Source organism: Cellulosimicrobium sp. EB106-03-01-XG111 (assembly GCF_058792115.1).
On sequence record NZ_JBYTEQ010000016.1, the window covers coordinates 38,085 to 53,405 of the forward strand.

Genomic DNA, 15,321 nt, shown 5'->3' on the forward strand with positions numbered 1-15,321 from the left:
CCCACCGGAGCCACCGGCCCTGCCGGACCTGCCGGACCTGCCGGACCGCACTCCACCCGACCGGGCCTTCGCCCAGCCGGTCAGCGGCCCACCGGGCGGGCGGCCGTCGTCGGGCCCGCCTAGGGTCGGCGGCATGGCCGACTGGCAGCCCGACGTCCTGGGCGACGACTACGAGCAGCTCACGCTCCCGCTCGCGCCCGACGAGGAGGGCGACGTCGTCGCGACGCTCGTGCGGCGCCGACGCCCGGGCCCCGACCCGTACCTCGACGTGCTGTACGTGCACGGCTGGTCCGACTACTTCTTCCAGACCGAGCTCGCCGACTTCTGGGAGGCGCACGGCGCGCGGTTCCACGCGCTCGACCTGCGCAAGTACGGCCGCAGCCTGCGGCCCGGCCAGACGCCCGGGTACGTCGCCGACCTCGCCGCGTACGACGAGGACATCGAGGCCGCGCTCGGGGCGATGGGCCACCGGGGCGACGGGCGCTCCCCGCGCGAGGTCGTGCTCATGGGCCACTCGACCGGCGGCCTGACGCTGAGCCTGTGGCTCGCGCGCCACCCGGGGCGCGCGGCGGCGCTCGTCCTCAACAGCCCGTGGCTGGAGTTCCAGACGCGCGAGGTCGGCCGCCTCCTGCTCGAGCCCGTGATCGGGGCGCGCGCCCGGCTCACGCCCACCCGCCCGCTGCCCAACGTCGACCTCGGCTTCTACACGCGCTCCGTGAGCAAGGAGTTCGACGGCGAGTGGTCCTACAACCTCACGTGGCGTCCCCAGCACGGCTTCCGGACGACGCCCGCGTGGCTGTCCGCCGTCTTCCGCGGGCAGCAGACCGTCGCGCGCGGCCTCGGGATCGGCGCGCCGGTGCTCGTCCTGCTCTCGGCCCGGAGCACGCTGCTGCCGCGGTGGTCGCCGGAGATGATGCACACCGACACGGCGATCGACGTGGACGGCGTCGCGCAGCGTTCGGTCCAGCTCGGCGACCTCGTCACGGTCGCGCGCCTCGACGGCGCCCTGCACGACGTCGTCCTCTCCTCCCGGCCCGTGCGCGCGCTCGCGTACGGACGCATGGCGCAGTGGGTCGGCGCGTACCTGCCGCGACCCGCGCCCGTCACCCCGCCCGTGCCCGACGCCGCCGCCCCCTCTCGCCGCGACGCGCCGCGCGCGACGGAGGGAGTGGCGCGCGCGCTCGGCCGGCTCGGTGCCGGGGTGCGCCGCGCCGGACGGTCCGTCGCGCGGTCCGTGGGGACCGCCGTCGGGACGCTGCGCGGGCGGACCCGCCGCCGATGACGCCGGATGACGCCAGACGACATCTCACCCTCGACGACCGCACGACACCCAGGAGACACCGATGACGCTGCCCACCGGCCCGTACACGACCCCGGGCGGCCCGGCCCCCGCCGAGCGCCCCGCCCGTCGTCGACCGCGGTGGCTGGTCCCGCTCGTCGTCGTGCTCGCGCTGGTCCTCGTCGCCGCGGTCGCGCTCCTCGCCTACCTCGCGCTCCGCCCCCGCCTCGAGCGCCAGGCCAACATCGACGCCGTCGCGACGGCGTTCGACGAGTGCGACCTCGGCGGCACGGGGGCGACCGTCGACCGCGAGAACGGCTCCGTCGACCTCCGCCGCGTGGGGTCGCCGTACGGCCCGAGCTGGGCGGAGGTCGAGTGCCTCACGGACGCGCTCGCGATGCCGCCGGAGCACCTCGCGGCGCTGCAGGAGCCCGGGGGCATGGATGCCGAGGAGGTGCGCTGGGACGCCTACATGGCGCAGCGGCTGGAGGGCGACGGCCAGACGCACGTCTTCCTGTACCACGACTGGTGGGCGCCGATCTACGAGGACTGAGCGCCTCCACCGACCCGGGAAGCGTCGCGGACCGCAGGTCGTGCGCGGACCGGTCCCCCCGCAGGGGGAGGGCGCCGGGGCAGGTGTCGCACCGTCGGGGGATCTGCCGGACGACGCGACGGCGCTACCGTCGGCGACGTCGTGCGTGGCGTCCAGCTGAAGGAGCGGTTCGAGTGTTTCGCGAGGTCCCCGTCCTCCCCGTCGTGATCCCGCTGGGAGCGGTGGTCCTCGCGCTCCTGCTGTGGCGTCTGCACCGGACCGGCCGGCTGACCGTGCCCCGCGCCGCCGTCGCGCTCGCGCTCGCCGTCTACGCGGCCGGGGTCGTGGCGAACACGGTGTTCCCGATCTTCCTCGACAAGCCGGTGACCAGCGCCGCGTGGGACGCCCACCTGGTCCTCGTGCCCCTCGTGGACTACGAGGTCGCCGATGCCCTGATGAACGTCCTCGTGTTCGCGCCGCTGGGCATGCTCCTGCCGCTCCTCCTGGCGCGGACGTCGTGGTGGCGCGTCGTGCTCGCGGCGGCCGCCTTCAGCCTCGCGATCGAGGTCACCCAGTACGTCACCTCGCACCTGCTGGGCGGCGGCCACATCGCGGACGCCAGCGACCTGCTCTTCAACGTCGTCGGCGGCGTGCTCGGCTTCGGGCTGTTCACCCTGCTGTCCCGCGTCCCCGCGCTCGACGCGTTCTTCGACCGCTTCCGCTGGTCCCCGGCGCCGCGGCCTCGCGGGTCCCGCGCGGACGGGACGGACGCCCGTCGCGCGCGCTCAGCCGTCGAGCGCTGAGCGCACGAGGTCGACGATCCCGTCGGCCGCGGCCTCGACCTCGGCGAGGCAGTCCTCGAAGTCCTGCTGCCCGCCGTACCAGGGGTCGGCGATGTCGAGCACGTGCTCGGAGCCGCCCGGCTCGACGCGCGGCGCGGCCGGGTCGAACGAGCGGTACAGGCGCACCGGCGCCGACGCGTCGAGCCGCCGCAGGGCCCGCGCGTGCTGGGCGGTCATCGCGAGCACGAGGTCGCGCGCGGCGAGGTCGCCCGCGCGCACCTGCCGCGCCCGGTGCGTCCCGTCGACGACGTACCCGTGCTCGGCCAGGACGGCCCGGGCGCGGCGGTCGATCGGGTTCCCTCGCTCCTCGTCGCTGATCCCGGTCGAGTCCACGACGACGCGGTCGCCGAGCCCGGCCGCCTCGAAGCGGTCGCGCAGCACCACCTCGGCCATGGGGGAGCGGCAGATGTTGCCGGTGCAGACGGTCATGACGCGGTAGGGCCCGGGGCGGGTCTCGGCACTGGACATGGCCCCATTCTGCGCGAGTCGTGACCTTTCCTCCCGTCCGGGTCGGGCGTCCTGCGTGGCCCGACGTCCCGCTCGGACCGTCGTCGGGCGGCCGGTGACCTGGGCGCCTACCGTGAGGAGATGATGATCGGGGCGGGGTCGGGGCGGGTCGCCGTGACGGGCGCGGGCGGGCTCCTGGGGTCGAAGCTCGCGTTCCGGCTCGCCGCCGAGGGTGCGCCGCAGCGCCTGGTGGTGCGCGACGCCGCCCGCGCGCCCAGCCTGGGCGACGACCCGCTGCCGGAGTCGGACGTCGCCGTCGTCTCCGGGTACACGGACACGCGGGGCATGGTCGAGGCGTTCACCGGGGTGGACACGGTGCTGCTCGTGTCCGCGCGCGAGGACGTCGACCGCGTCGCGCAGCACCGCGCGGCCGTGGACGCGGCCGTCGCGGCGGGTGTCCACCGCATCGTCTACGTGTCGTTCGTGGGCGCCGCCCCGGACGCCGTGTTCACGTTCGCGCGCGACCACTGGCGCACCGAGGAGTACATCCGCGCGACGGGCGTACGGCACACGTTCCTGCGCGACAACCTCTACCACCGCGGGCTCGCGCTCATGGTGGGCGACGACGGCGTGATCCGCGGCCCCGCGGGCGACGGGCGCGTCGCGTCGGTGTCGCACGACGACATCGCCGACGTCGCGACCGTCGTGCTGCTCGACGCCGACGCGCACCGTCACGACGGCGTCACCTACGACGTCACGGGCCCCGAGGCGCTCACGCTCGCCGAGGTCGCGGCCGAGCTGTCGGCGGCCACCGGGCGCGAGATCACGTACCACCCGGAGACCGTCGACGAGGCGTACGCCTCGCGCGACCGGTACGGGGCGCCGCGGTTCGAGGTGGACGGCTGGGTGTCGTCGTACACGGCGATCGCCGCGGGCGAGCTCGCGCACGTGAGCGACACGGTCCCGCGGCTCGTCGAGCGGCCCGCGCAGTCGTTCGCCGCGTGGCTCGACGACTACCCCGAGGAGTGGGCGCACCTGCGCCCCGCCTGACCTGCGTCGAGCGCACGACGACGGCCCGCGCGTCGCCTGGTCGACCCTCGCAGGACCGACCGGGCGACCCGGCGGGACGTTCCCCGGCGGTTCCACGCCGTGGGCGAAAACCCCTGGCGTGGCCGCGGGAGGCGGACGTACCGTCGTCGTACACGCGAAAGGAGGTGGTCCTGGAAGTGAAGATTCTTCGGACTCGTGAGGTGGTTGCGCGCTAGTCGTCGCGCAACCGATCCAGCAACGGACCGGATGCGGTGAGCCCGTGAACCGGGCGGGGTCTCCCGAGGGGAGCCCCCGGCGGCGAGCGAGTACCACGCAACCACCGGAGCCCGCGGGTGTCGTGCCCTCGTCCAGCACGACAGGAGGAACCCTCCAGCCCGCGGGCTTCTTGCTGTCCACCCCCCGCCGCTGAGTACAGGAAACAGTCGCGTCCGGGACGCCAGGACGCGACTGTTTCCTGCACTCAGCGGGTGGCGGGGGCCGGTCGTGCGGTCTCCGTGGTCGAGGACTCGACGGCGGGACCGGCCGGCCCGACGACGGCCCGACGGCGCGGCGCCCCCATCGTCACGGCCGCGAGGGCGAACGCCGTGACGGGCACCCACAGCGCGGTGTGGAAGGCGGCGAGACCCGCCTCCGGGCCCGTCGCGTCCCCGAGGGCGAGGACGCTGACCGCCGTCGCGGCCGAGATGCCGATCGCCGCACCGAGCTGGAACGACGTGTTGAGCACGCCGCCCGCGACGCCCTGCTCGGCGTCGGTCACGCCCGTCGTCGCGGCGATCGCGATCGGCCCGTAGACCAGCGCGAACGCCACCCCGACGAGCGCCAACGACGGGACCATGACGGCGTACGCCCAGTCGAGCCCCGACCCGAGGAACCACGCCGCGGCGAGCGTGCCGGCGACCAGGCCCCCGACGATGACGCGCGGCACCCCGAACCGCTCCACGAGGCGCGGCGTGAGGACCGGGGCGAGCACGACGTCGATCGCCATGAGGAGCATCGCGAGCCCGGTCTCGAGCGGCGTCCACCCGCGGAGCTCCTGGAGGTAGAGCGTGAGGAGCACCTGGAAGCCGTAGAACCCGCCCGCGAAGAGCACGGCCGTGAGGTTCGCCCGGACGAGCTCGACCGACCGGAAGAGCCGCAGCGGCAGCAGCGGGTGCGGGGCTCGGCGCTGTCGGGCGACGAACCCCGCCAGCAGCGCCGCGCCGCCCCCGAGCGCCGCGACCGTCCACGCGAGCCCGTCACCCGGGTGCTCGAGGCGCACGATGCCGACGGCGAGCAGGACCATGGCGGTCGTCGCCAGGACGGCACCGAGGACGTCGAGCGCGCCGCGGACGCGCGTCGTCGTGTCGCGCGGGACGGTGACCAGGGCGAGCGCGAGCAGCACGACGGCGACGAGCACCGGGGCGAAGAAGACCCACCGCCAGTGGACGGCCGCCAGGAGACCGCCCACGACGAGCCCGAGCGAGAAGCCCGCCGCCCCCGCGGCCCCGTAGACGACGAGCGCGCGGTTGCGGCGCGGCCCCTCGGCGAACGACGTCGTGATGAGCGACATCCCGGCCGGCGTGAGGAAGCCGGCCGCCACGCCCGTGACGAAGCGGGACAGGAGGAGCATCCAGCCGTCGGTCGCGAACCCGCCGAGCCCGGAGAACACGAGGAAGACGAGCAGCCAGAGGACGAACATGCGGCGTCGGCCGTAGAGGTCGGCCGCGCGCCCGCCGAGGAGCATGAACCCGCCGTACCCGACGACGTAGGCCGTCACGACCCCGCCGAGCTCGCCGGTCGCGAGCCCGAGGTCGGCGCGGATGCCCGGCAGCGCGACGGAGAGCATGGCGATGTCGCTGCCCTCGAGGAAGATCGCCCCGCACAGCACGAGGAGAAGACCCCAGTCCCGCAGGCTGAACCGTGCTGCCTCGCGCGCGGCCCCGCGCGCGGACTCGCGGCCGCGGCTCGTCGTCCCGTCGCCCATGGACGTCCCCTCGTCGTGAGCACCCTTCGGCACCCGGTTACCTCTTGATACCGAACCCATCGTGGGTCAGGATCAGGAGGCATGGAAGACGGCACATCGCGCCCACCTGGTATCACCGCGGATACCGTGGCGGCGCGCCCTCGGCCTCGAGCGTGCCCGACGACGCCGTGACGGAGCAGGCGTGCGACCCGCGACCGCCGTCGCGGTGGGAGAGCGACGCCGACGTCTGGCAGTGGGACGCGCGCGAGGACTGCGAGGTGCGGCAGATCCTCGACCGCATCGCCGACAAGTGGTCGCTGCTCGCCATCGCGCTGCTCGACCGGCGCGTCATGCGCTTCACCGAGCTGAAGCGCGAGATCGACGGCATCAGCCAGCGCATGCTGTCGCGCACGCTGCGCCAGCTCGAGCGCGACGGCATCGTCGAGCGCACCGTCTACCCGACCGTCCCGCCACGGGTCGACTACGCCCTCACGGAGATGGGCCGGTCGCTCCACGCGACGACGAAGGCGCTCGTCGTCTGGACGGAGGCGCACCAGGAGCGCATCGCCGCGGCCCGCAGCGCCTACGACGAGCGTGAGGCGGAGCTCCGGGACCTCTGACGCACCCCGCGGCGCCCCCACCGCCCTGAGTGCATGAAACAGTCGCGTCCGGACGTGCCGGACGCGACTGTTTCATGCACTCACGGGGTGGCGAGGTGGGGTTCCACGAGCTCGACGTAGCGGCGGGCGAGGGTCGCGACGACGTCGGCGCCGGGCGCGGCCCAGACGTCGGCGTGGAAGATCTCGACCTCCACGTCGCCCGTGTAGCCCGCGGCCGCGACCGACCGCGTGAACGCCGCGAAGTCGACGTGGCCGTCGCCCATCATGCCGCGGCCCAGCAGCGTGTCCGCGGGCAGCGGCGTGATCCAGTCGCACACCTGGTAGCTGACGATCCGCCCGGCCGCACCGGCGCGCGCGACCTGGTCGTGCACCTTCGGCTCCCACCACAGGTGGTACGTGTCGACGACGACGCCCACCTCCTCGGGCGCGAACGGCTCGGCCAGGTCGAGGGCCTGCTCGAGCGTCGACACGACGCCGCGGTCGGCGGCGAAGATCGGGTTCATGGGCTCGATCCCCAGCGTCACGCCCGCGTCACGCGCGGCCGGGACGAGGGCCGCGATCGCGTCCGCCGCCCGGGCGCGCGCCCCGACGAGGTCGCGGTCGCCCGCGGGCAGGCCGCCGGGCACGAGGACGAGCGTGCGCGCCCCGAGCGCAGCCGTCTCCGCGATCGCGGCGAGGTTGCTCGCGTGGGCGGCGGCGCGCGCGTCGGGGTCGCTCGCGGTGAAGAACCCGCCGCGGCACACGGACGAGACGCGCAGCCCGGCGTTGCGCACCCACCGCACGGCGGTGTCGAGCCCGACCTCGGCGACGGGCTCGCGCCACACCCCGATCGCCGGGAGCCCGGCCGCGACGCAGCCGTCGATCGCCTCGCGCAGCGACCAGGCCGCCGTCGTGCGCTGGTTGAGCGAGAGCCGCGCGAGCCGCGGGTCGCCGGCGAGCGGCGTCCCGACCCGAGCCGGCGCTCCGCTCGGCACGTCGACGACCCCCCGCTCCGCGCCGAGCAGGTGGTCGTGGTCCGTCCCGCCACCGGGACGAGCCGAGACGGCCTGCTCGTCCGGCAGGACGGCCTGGTCGGCCGGCGAGGTCGCCCGCGACGCCCCGGACGGGAACTCCGAGATCTCGGTGCTCATGCGACACCTTGCCCGACGACGGCCGGCTCGTTCGCGCCCGCACCGGACCCCTCGACTCCCGCCGCCGCGAGCACGAGGCCGAGGCGGTGCGCCGCGAGGTCCGGGTCCGGCAGGAGACGCGCCTCGTTGGCGAGCTCGAACGCGCGCGCGAGGTGCACGACGCTCCGGGCCGACTGCAGGCCGCCGACCATCGTGAAGCCCGGCTGGTGGCCTGCGAGCCAGGCGAGGAACGCGATGCCGGTCTTGTAGTAGTAGGTCGGGGCCTCGAACACGTGCCGCGAGAGCGCGAGCGTCGGCGCCATCTCGGCGTCGTAGCGGTCGAGGTCGCCGTCGTCGAGCGCGGCGAGCGCGGCCGAGGCGGCGGGCGCGACGGCTGCGAACGCGCCGAGCAGCGCGTCGGAGTGTCGCTCGCCGTCGCCCCGGATCAGCTCGGGGTAGTGGAAGTCGTCGCCCGTGTACAACCGCACACCCTCAGGAAGTACAGCGCGCAGGCCCACCTCGTGCGCCGCCGAGAGCAACGACACCTTGACCCCGTCGACCTTCGCGGCGTGCGCGCGCACGAGGTCGACGAAGGTCGACGTCGCGACGTCGACGTCGCCCGACCCCCAGTAGCCCCGGAGGTTCGGGTCGAACGCCTCGCCGAGCCAGTGCAGCACGACCGGCTCGCGCACCTGGGACAGGATCGCGTCGTAGACGCGCACGTAGTCGTCGGTGGACGTCGCGACGCGCGCGAGGTGCCGCGACGCCATGAGGATCACCTGCGACCCCGTACCCTCGACGAACTCGACCTGCTCCGCGTACGCCCCGATCACGTCGTCGACGGTGCGCAGCTCGTCGGGTGCGCGGTGGTCCGTGCCCGCTCCGGACGCGATGCGCGCGCCCAGCTCGTGGGCCTGCGCGGCGCTGCGCGACACGAGCTCCTGCACCGCCGGCCAGTCGAGCCCCATGTTGCGCTGTGCGGTGTCCATCGCCTCGGCGACCCCCAGCCCGTACCGGAACAGGTGCCGCCGGAAGGCGAGCGTCGAGTCCCAGTCGACGACGGCCGGGGCGCCCGGGACGTTCTCGCCCCGCGGGTCCGCCACGACGTGCGCCGCCGCGAACGCGACGCGCGAGCGGTACGGGCCGGGGTGGTCGGCCCATTCCCGGGGCGCGCGGAGCTCGACGCGGCGCGTGCCGCCGTCGGCCAGCGGGACCCGGACCGCGTCCCCGGCCGTCACGCGCCCGCCTCGACGGCAGGCGCGGCGAGGCCCGACGGCGCGGAGCCCACCCCGAGCTCGACCCGACGTCCCTCGCGCGACGACGCGTAGCCGGCGTCGACCAGGCGCAGCCCGCGGACCCCGGCGTCGAAGTCGTACGGGTGCGGCCGGCCGGCGTGGACGTCGCGGAGGAACTCCTCCCACTGGGCGCGGAACCCGTTGACGAACTCCTGGTTGTCCGGGACCTGCTCCCACTGGGCGCGGAAGTCCTGGTCGGTCGGCAGGTCGGGGTTCCACACGGGCTTGGGCGTGCGGGCCCGCGGCTGGACCCGGCACCCGAACAGGCCGGCCACCGCCGACCCGTGCGTGCCGTCCACCTGGAACTCGACGAGCTCGCCCCGGTCGACGCGCACGGCCCACGACGAGTTCACCTGGGCCACGACCGGGCCGTCCGGCCCGGCGAGCTCGAAGATCCCGTACGCCGCGTCGTCGGCTGTGGCCCGGTAGGGCTCGCCGCGCTCGTCCCAGCGCTCCGGGATGTGGGTCACGGCCTTCGCCATGACCGCCTCGACCGGGCCGAACAGGTTCTCGAGCACGTAGTTCCAGTGGCAGAACATGTCGAGGACCATCCCGCCGCCGTCCTCGGCGCGGTAGTTCCAGCTCGGGCGCTGCGCGGGCTGCCAGTCGCCCTCGAACACCCAGTACCCGAACTCGCCGCGCACCGACAGGATGCGGCCGAAGAACCCGCCGTCGATGAGGCGCTTGAGCTTGATCAGGCCCGGCAGGTACAGCTTGTCGTGCACGACGCCGTGGATCACCCCCGCGGCGCGCGCCGCGTCCGCGAGCTCCTCGCCGTCGGCGACGGACTCCGCGATGGGCTTCTCCGTGTACACGTGCTTGCCGGCCGCGAGCGCCGACAGCAGCGCCTTCTTGCGCTCGGACGTCACCTGGGCGTCGAAGTAGACGGTGGCCGTCGGGTCCGCGAGCGCCGCGTCGAGGTCGGTCGTGAACTCGGCGACCCCGTGCCGCTCGGCGAGCTCCGCGAGCTTCGTGCGGTTGCGGCCCACGAGGACGGGCTCCACCTGGAGGCGCGTGCCGTCGTCGAGCTCGACGCCGCCGTCGTCGCGGATCGCGAGGATCGAGCGGACGAGGTGCTGGCGGTATCCCATGCGGCCCGTGACGCCGTTCATGACGATGCGGACGGTGCGGTCGGGCGTCGTCGCGCCCGTGGTCTGGCTGGTCATCCTGCGGGTCATCCGTTCTGCGAGAGCGAGCGCTCGGCGGGGCGTCCGCCGAGGTAGAGCTCGGAGAGCTGGGGGTCGGCGAGGAGCTCGGGCGCGGGGCCGGTGATGTGGACGCGGCCCAGGTCGAGCACGCACCCGATGTCGGCGGTCTCGAGCGCGCGGCGCGCGTTCTGCTCGACGAGCAGCACCGCGACCCCGGCGTCGCGCATGCGCACGACCTGCTCGAACACCGTCGACGTGGTCTTGGGGTCGAGGCCCATCGAGGGCTCGTCGAGGAGCACGACCTGCGGGCTCACCATGAGCGAGCGCGCGAACTCGACCTGCTTCTGCTGCCCTCCGGACAGCAGGCCGGCGAGCTGCTTCCAGCGCTCGCCCACGATGGGGAAGAGGTTCTGCACGAACGCCACGCGCTCCGCGACCTTCTCCTTGTCGCGCAGCGTGTACGCGCCGAGGAGGACGTTCTCCGCGACGGTCATCTCGCGGAACACGCTGTGCCCCTGGAGCACGTGGGCCAGCCCGGAGGAGAGCATCTCCTGCGGTCCCTGCCCGGTGACGTCGCGCCCGCCGACGAGGATGCGGCCCGCGCGCGGCTTGAGCAGCCCGCTCGCGACCTTGAGCACCGTCGACTTGCCCGCGCCGTTCGGTCCGACGAGGCACACGACCGTCGACGCGGGGACCTTGATGGTCAGCCCGCGCAGCACCATCGCGGCGCGGCCGTACCCGGCCTGGACGTCGTCCAGCTCGAGGAGGTACTCCTGCTTCGCCCCCGTCCCGGGGGTCGGGTCAGACACCAAGGTAGGCCTCCAGCACTCGCGGGTCGGCTTGCACGACGGCGGGGGTCCCCTCGGCGATGGGCCGTCCCCGGTCGAACACGATGACGTGGTGGGACAGGCTCATGACCATGTCCATGTTGTGCTCGACGACGAGGAACGTCTTGCCCTCGGCGTTGAGCTCCTGCACGAGCGTCCCGATGCGCCCGATGAGCGCCGGGTTCACGCCGCCCGCCGGCTCGTCGAGCATGATCGTGTCCGGGTCGCCCATGAGCACGCCCGCGAGCTCGAGGAGCTTCTGCTGCCCGTAGGACAGGTTGCGCGCCTCCGCGTTCTCCAGGTGGTCGATCCCGACCCGCACGAGCAGCGCGCGGGCCTTGTCGATCTCCTCCGGGTTGCGCGCCCCGGCGAGCAGCTCGCGCACCCGGGTGCGCCGGACCGCGACGAGCATGTTCTCGAGGACCGTCATGCGGGGGAACACGCGGCAGAGCTGGAAGCTGCGCCCGATCCCGGCGCGCGCGATCTTGTGCGGCGCGCGCCGCGTGATGTCCTCGCCGCGGAACGTGACCGTGCCCGAGTCGGGCTTGATCATGCCCGTCACGCAGTTGAAGAACGTCGTCTTGCCCGAGCCGTTGGGCCCGATGAGCGCGTTGATCTTCCCGTGCTGGAACGTGACCGTCGCGTCGCGCACGGCGTGGACGCCGCCGAACGACTTGGTGAGGCCGACGGTCTCGAGGTTGCGGGTCGTCGGCGGGGTGATGGTCGTCGTCATCGGTCCTTCTCCTCTCCCGTGCCCTCTGCCCTCGGCTCGCCGTCCTCGCGCCGCCCGTCCTGCCCGACGGCGGTGGCCGGCCCGGCGGTCGCGGCGCCCGCCGTCGGGGCGGGGCCGGCCGCGGCGCGGTTGCGCTCGAGGAGCTCGGCGGCCGTCATCTCGCGGATCGAGGAGTCCTGCGGGCCGAAGCGCTTCACGAGCGCCTGGGCGGCGGGGATGATCCCGTCGGGCATGAAGAGCACGACGACGCCGAGCAGCAGGGCCGTGGCGACGAGGTGGAACTGGGTGTCGCCGAACTCGAGCTTGAAGTACTCCAGGCCGGTGCCCACGACGACGGCGCCGAGGAGCGGGCCGAAGAGGTGCCGGACGCCCCCGAAGAGGGCCATGAGCACCATGTAGGAGCCGAGCATGATGGAGAACTGGAAGATCGGGTCGAGGTCGCCGAACCACAGGGCGTACATGCCGCCCGCGAGGCCGGTGAACGTCGCCGACACGACGTACGCGACGAGCTTGTAGTTGCGCGTCGGGACGCCGAGCGCCTGGGCCTTGTCCTCGTCCTCGCGGATGGCCTTGAGCCCGGTGCCGAAGCGCGAGCGGTCGATCGCCCACCACGCGACGAGCATGACGGCGAGCAGCGCCGCGAACAGGTAGAAGAACGTGCGGTGGTGCTCGGGCCGCAGCAGGTCCGGGAACGGGCGGGGGACGACGAGGCCGTCGGACCCGCCGGTGAAGGAGCCCCACGCCTGGAAGACGAGCAGCAGGATGAGCACGAACGAGATCGACACGATGACGAACGACGCGCCGCGCACGCGCAGCGCCGCGATCCCCACCGGGATGGTGACGAGCAGGACGAGCACGCCCGCGACGAGCCAGGCGACGAAGCTCGGGAGGCCGACGTCGCGGATGAGCAGGCCGGTCCCGTAGGCGCCGAGCCCGAAGAACGCGGCGTGACCGAGCGAGACGTAGCCGGTGAACCCGCCCATGAAGTTCCAGGCGGTGGCGGTGCACGCGTAGCTCGCGACGACGATGCCGGCCGAGAGGATGTACGCGTTGGGGGCCATCGCCGGGAAGGCGAGGACCAGCACGACGCCGACGACGAGCGCGGCGAGGCGGACCACGCGGACCCACGGGCGACGAGCGGGAGGTGCGCCGGGAGCGGAGGACGCGGCCGCGCCGTCGGGCACCGGGCTGGCGGCCGCGGCGCTGCGGCGGCTCGCGGGACGGGTGTCAGAAGCGTTGGGCAAGGCGACCTCCGAAGAATCCCTGGGGCCGCAGCATCAGCGTCGCGAAGAGCGCGACGTAGAAGATGGTCTGCGCCCACGTGGTGCCGAGCGGCACCTGGAGCAGGCTCTGGCCGATGCCGAGGACCATGGCGGCGATCGCGGCACCCGGGATGGATCCCAGGCCGCCGACGACGATGATCGCCATGAGCGGGCCGATCCAGTGCCAGTGCAGCGACGGGTAGATCGTCGCGTCGAGCGACAGCGCGGTCCCGCCGATCGCGGCGGTCGCGAGGCCGAGGCCGAAGCCGTAGCCGGCGACGCGGTCGGTCTTGATGCCGACGAGCTGCGCGGCCTCGCGGTGCTGGATCGTCGCGCGCAGCGCCTGGCCGAACCGGCTGTGCTTCATGAGCACGTAGAGCAGCGCGAGGGACAGCGCCGCGAGCGCGAACGCCACGAGCTTCACGACGGCGATCCGCGCGCCGAAGAACTCGATGCTCGCGCCCGAGTACGGGAGCTGGATGCGCCGCTGCGTGCCGCTCCAGACGAAGCCGATCATGCCCTCGATGAAGAGCGCGACGGCGAACGTGAGGAGGACGGACATCATCGTGAGCGTCGCGGGCCGCAGGCGCGTGATGAGCAGGCGCTGCATCCCGACGCCGACGAGGAAGAACAGCGGCACCGTGACGACGAGCGACAGCAGCGGGTCCATGCCGGTCTGCTGGTTGAAGAACCAGGCGAGGTACGCGGCGAGGATGAGGAACGCCGAGTGGGCGATCATCACGACGCGCATCACGCCGAAGTACAGGGTGAGGCCTGCTGCCAGGAGGGCGTAGAGCCCTCCCAGCAGCACGCCGAGCACGAGGCTCTGGAAGAGCAGGGTTCCCGTCACGAGGCGATCACCAGGCCGGCTTGGGGAAGACGAAGTCGGCTTCCTTCGCGTCCTGCGGGAGCACGATCTGGATCTCGCCGCCCACGTACTGCTGGATGAGGTGGGCGCCCTGCGGCTTGCCCGTCTCGTCCCACGTCAGCGGCCCGACGACGGTCTCGACCTCGTTGTCCCGCAGCCACGAGATGAGCTCCTGCTGGCACTCGCCCTGCTCGGCGCACCCGACGGCCTCGACCGCGGCGGCGACGACCTGGCCGGTCGTGTACGCGTTGGCCTCGTCCTCGCCGGGCGGGTTGCCGTGCAGCTCCGTGTACCTCTCGACGAAGTCGACGTTCGACGGCCAGCTCGCGGTCTCCGTGTAGCCCGTGGGGGAGAGGATGCCCTCGGTCTTCGCGCCGATCGCGGCGGAGAACTCGGGGTTGGTGGGCGCGGTCGAGAACGCGGCGAGCATCGGCTGGTAGTCGAGCTGCTGCAGCGCGACGATGAGGTTCACCGCGTCCTGGTACTGCGTGCCGCCGATGACCATGTCCGCGCCGGAGTCGTTGATCTTCGCGGCGACCGAGGAGAAGTCGGTCGTGTTGGGCGGGTAGACCTCGTCGACCACGACGTCGAGGCCGGCGTCGGCGAGCTTGTCGCGCAGGCCGTAGGCGGTGCCCTGGGCGAACGGGTCGTCCATCGCGGCGACGGCGACCGTCTGCGGGCGCTCCGCCTCGGGCATGTCGAGGATGTGGTCGGCGAGGTAGTTGTAGTGGTCGTCGGCGACGGCCGGGGCGGCGTAGAAGAGGTTCTCGAAGCCCTGCTCGAACACCTCGTTCGCGGCGCCGGCCGGCTCGACGAAGAGCATCCCGTACTCCTCGGCGACACGGGCGCTCGGCACCACGAGGCGCGTCGAGAACGGGCCGAAGACGAGGTCGACCTCGTCCTGCGCGATGAGCGCCTCGTAGTCCTGCACGACGCGGTCCGCGTTGGACTGGTCGTCGAGGATCTTCAGCTCGACCTGGCGACCGAGGAGGCCGCCGTCCTCGTTGACGAACTGGGCCCAGGCCTCGTAGCCGCGCTGGACCCCCTTGCCGGGCTCGGAGAAGTCGCCGGTGAGGGGGAGGGAGATGCCGACGACGATCGGGTCGTCCGCGCCACCGCCTCCGCCCTCGCCGTCGGACCCGCCGGAGCACGCCGTGAGGACGAGCGCCGCTGCGGACGCCCCGGCCACGAGGGCGAACGCACGGCGTGCGCGGGGGCGGGTGGACATCCGTGGAGTCGACCGAGAATGCATGGACGTGACTCTCCCTACTTCGTCGTAGTGAAGACCTGAGGCCGTACTGCTCCGTACGAGACCGCTGCATTGCGAAAGCGCTTTCGTAAGCGCTTCCGCTAGAGTACGGTGCGGA

The 15,321-nt window shown here is 73.4% G+C and carries 15 protein-coding genes; 5 read left to right on the forward strand and 10 right to left on the reverse strand.

Going from position 1 to position 15,321, the window contains the following annotated elements; all coding sequences use genetic code 11:
* The first annotated feature begins 133 nt into the window (after nucleotides 1–133).
* The 3 genes from AC3WT4_RS13290 to AC3WT4_RS13300 all read left to right on the forward strand — a co-directional run bounded on the left by AC3WT4_RS13290 (nucleotide 134) and on the right by AC3WT4_RS13300 (nucleotide 2,614).
* Nucleotides 134–1,282, forward strand: a complete 1,149-nt coding sequence (locus tag AC3WT4_RS13290; RefSeq protein ID WP_492315651.1) for an alpha/beta hydrolase — start codon at nucleotides 134–136, stop codon at nucleotides 1,280–1,282.
* A gap of 61 nt (nucleotides 1,283–1,343) precedes the next feature.
* Nucleotides 1,344–1,832: a hypothetical protein gene (locus AC3WT4_RS13295; protein ID WP_492315652.1), complete on the forward strand. Its 489-nt coding sequence runs from the start codon at nucleotides 1,344–1,346 to the stop codon at nucleotides 1,830–1,832.
* A gap of 173 nt (nucleotides 1,833–2,005) precedes the next feature.
* Entirely contained in the window at nucleotides 2,006–2,614 is a 609-nt protein-coding gene (locus tag AC3WT4_RS13300) for a VanZ family protein (protein WP_492315653.1), read from the forward strand.
* On the opposite strand, the gene AC3WT4_RS13305 is transcribed toward AC3WT4_RS13300, so the two are convergent.
* Nucleotides 2,597–3,121: a low molecular weight protein-tyrosine-phosphatase gene (locus AC3WT4_RS13305; RefSeq protein WP_257416640.1), complete on the reverse strand. Its 525-nt coding sequence runs from the start codon at nucleotides 3,119–3,121 to the stop codon at nucleotides 2,597–2,599. The genes AC3WT4_RS13300 and AC3WT4_RS13305 overlap by 18 nt on opposite strands.
* Nucleotides 3,122–3,241: 120 nt before the next feature.
* Between AC3WT4_RS13305 and AC3WT4_RS13310 the strand changes: the two genes are divergently transcribed.
* Complete coding sequence (locus AC3WT4_RS13310) at nucleotides 3,242–4,150, forward strand: SDR family oxidoreductase (protein WP_492315654.1); 909 nt, start codon at nucleotides 3,242–3,244, stop codon at nucleotides 4,148–4,150.
* A gap of 460 nt (nucleotides 4,151–4,610) precedes the next feature.
* On the opposite strand, the gene AC3WT4_RS13315 is transcribed toward AC3WT4_RS13310, so the two are convergent.
* A complete protein-coding gene (locus tag AC3WT4_RS13315; protein WP_492315655.1) occupies nucleotides 4,611–6,113 on the reverse strand; it encodes an MFS transporter in 1,503 nt (500 codons plus the stop codon).
* A gap of 152 nt (nucleotides 6,114–6,265) precedes the next feature.
* Between AC3WT4_RS13315 and AC3WT4_RS13320 the strand changes: the two genes are divergently transcribed.
* A complete protein-coding gene (locus tag AC3WT4_RS13320) occupies nucleotides 6,266–6,712 on the forward strand; it encodes a winged helix-turn-helix transcriptional regulator (protein ID WP_074804091.1) in 447 nt (148 codons plus the stop codon).
* Between the two features lie 80 nt (nucleotides 6,713–6,792).
* Here AC3WT4_RS13320 and AC3WT4_RS13325 read toward each other — a convergent pair whose 3' ends face one another.
* The 8 genes from AC3WT4_RS13325 to AC3WT4_RS13360 are packed head-to-tail and all read right to left on the reverse strand — an operon-like array spanning nucleotide 6,793 to nucleotide 15,182.
* Nucleotides 6,793–7,842, reverse strand: coding sequence for a sugar phosphate isomerase/epimerase family protein (locus AC3WT4_RS13325; RefSeq protein WP_492315656.1), 1,050 nt, complete (start codon nucleotides 7,840–7,842; stop codon nucleotides 6,793–6,795).
* Nucleotides 7,839–9,059 (reverse strand): dihydrodipicolinate synthase family protein, encoded by a 1,221-nt coding sequence (locus AC3WT4_RS13330; protein WP_492315657.1) that lies wholly within the window; start codon nucleotides 9,057–9,059, stop codon nucleotides 7,839–7,841. Before AC3WT4_RS13330 ends, AC3WT4_RS13325 begins: the two co-directional genes overlap by 4 nt.
* Nucleotides 9,056–10,282, reverse strand: coding sequence for a Gfo/Idh/MocA family protein (locus AC3WT4_RS13335; protein ID WP_492315658.1), 1,227 nt, complete (start codon nucleotides 10,280–10,282; stop codon nucleotides 9,056–9,058). The genes AC3WT4_RS13330 and AC3WT4_RS13335 overlap by 4 nt, the downstream gene beginning before the upstream one ends.
* Nucleotides 10,283–10,290: 8 nt before the next feature.
* Nucleotides 10,291–11,073 (reverse strand): ABC transporter ATP-binding protein, encoded by a 783-nt coding sequence (locus AC3WT4_RS13340; protein ID WP_286186226.1) that lies wholly within the window; start codon nucleotides 11,071–11,073, stop codon nucleotides 10,291–10,293.
* The gene (locus tag AC3WT4_RS13345; protein ID WP_492315659.1) at nucleotides 11,066–11,824 is read right to left on the reverse strand and encodes an ABC transporter ATP-binding protein; all 759 of its coding nucleotides are present in this window, start codon (nucleotides 11,822–11,824) and stop codon (nucleotides 11,066–11,068) included. The genes AC3WT4_RS13340 and AC3WT4_RS13345 overlap by 8 nt, the downstream gene beginning before the upstream one ends.
* Nucleotides 11,821–13,068, reverse strand: a complete 1,248-nt coding sequence (locus tag AC3WT4_RS13350) for a branched-chain amino acid ABC transporter permease (RefSeq protein ID WP_492315660.1) — start codon at nucleotides 13,066–13,068, stop codon at nucleotides 11,821–11,823. Before AC3WT4_RS13350 ends, AC3WT4_RS13345 begins: the two co-directional genes overlap by 4 nt.
* Complete coding sequence (locus AC3WT4_RS13355; RefSeq protein ID WP_074804082.1) at nucleotides 13,052–13,936, reverse strand: branched-chain amino acid ABC transporter permease; 885 nt, start codon at nucleotides 13,934–13,936, stop codon at nucleotides 13,052–13,054. The genes AC3WT4_RS13350 and AC3WT4_RS13355 overlap by 17 nt, the downstream gene beginning before the upstream one ends.
* 7 nt (nucleotides 13,937–13,943) lie before the next feature.
* On the reverse strand, nucleotides 13,944–15,182 hold the full coding sequence (locus tag AC3WT4_RS13360; RefSeq protein ID WP_492315661.1) for an amino acid ABC transporter substrate-binding protein: 1,239 nt from the start codon (nucleotides 15,180–15,182) through the stop codon (nucleotides 13,944–13,946).
* Nucleotides 15,183–15,321 lie beyond the last annotated feature (139 nt).

Bases quoted from the DNA above. Each gene is read 5' to 3' on its own strand.
- AC3WT4_RS13325 (WP_492315656.1), bottom strand. From the start codon at position 7,842: ATGAGCACCGAGATCTCGGAGTTCCCGTCCGGGGCGTCGCGGGCGACC.
- AC3WT4_RS13295 (WP_492315652.1), top strand. From the start codon at position 1,344: ATGACGCTGCCCACCGGCCCGTACACGACCCCGGGCGGCCCGGCCCCC.
- AC3WT4_RS13290 (WP_492315651.1), top strand. From the start codon at position 134: ATGGCCGACTGGCAGCCCGACGTCCTGGGCGACGACTACGAGCAGCTC.
- AC3WT4_RS13305 (WP_257416640.1), bottom strand. From the start codon at position 3,121: ATGTCCAGTGCCGAGACCCGCCCCGGGCCCTACCGCGTCATGACCGTC.
- AC3WT4_RS13335 (WP_492315658.1), bottom strand. From the start codon at position 10,282: ATGACCAGCCAGACCACGGGCGCGACGACGCCCGACCGCACCGTCCGC.
- AC3WT4_RS13315 (WP_492315655.1), bottom strand. From the start codon at position 6,113: ATGGGCGACGGGACGACGAGCCGCGGCCGCGAGTCCGCGCGCGGGGCC.
- AC3WT4_RS13345 (WP_492315659.1), bottom strand. From the start codon at position 11,824: ATGACGACGACCATCACCCCGCCGACGACCCGCAACCTCGAGACCGTC.
- AC3WT4_RS13360 (WP_492315661.1), bottom strand. From the start codon at position 15,182: ATGTCCACCCGCCCCCGCGCACGCCGTGCGTTCGCCCTCGTGGCCGGG.
- AC3WT4_RS13310 (WP_492315654.1), top strand. From the start codon at position 3,242: ATGATGATCGGGGCGGGGTCGGGGCGGGTCGCCGTGACGGGCGCGGGC.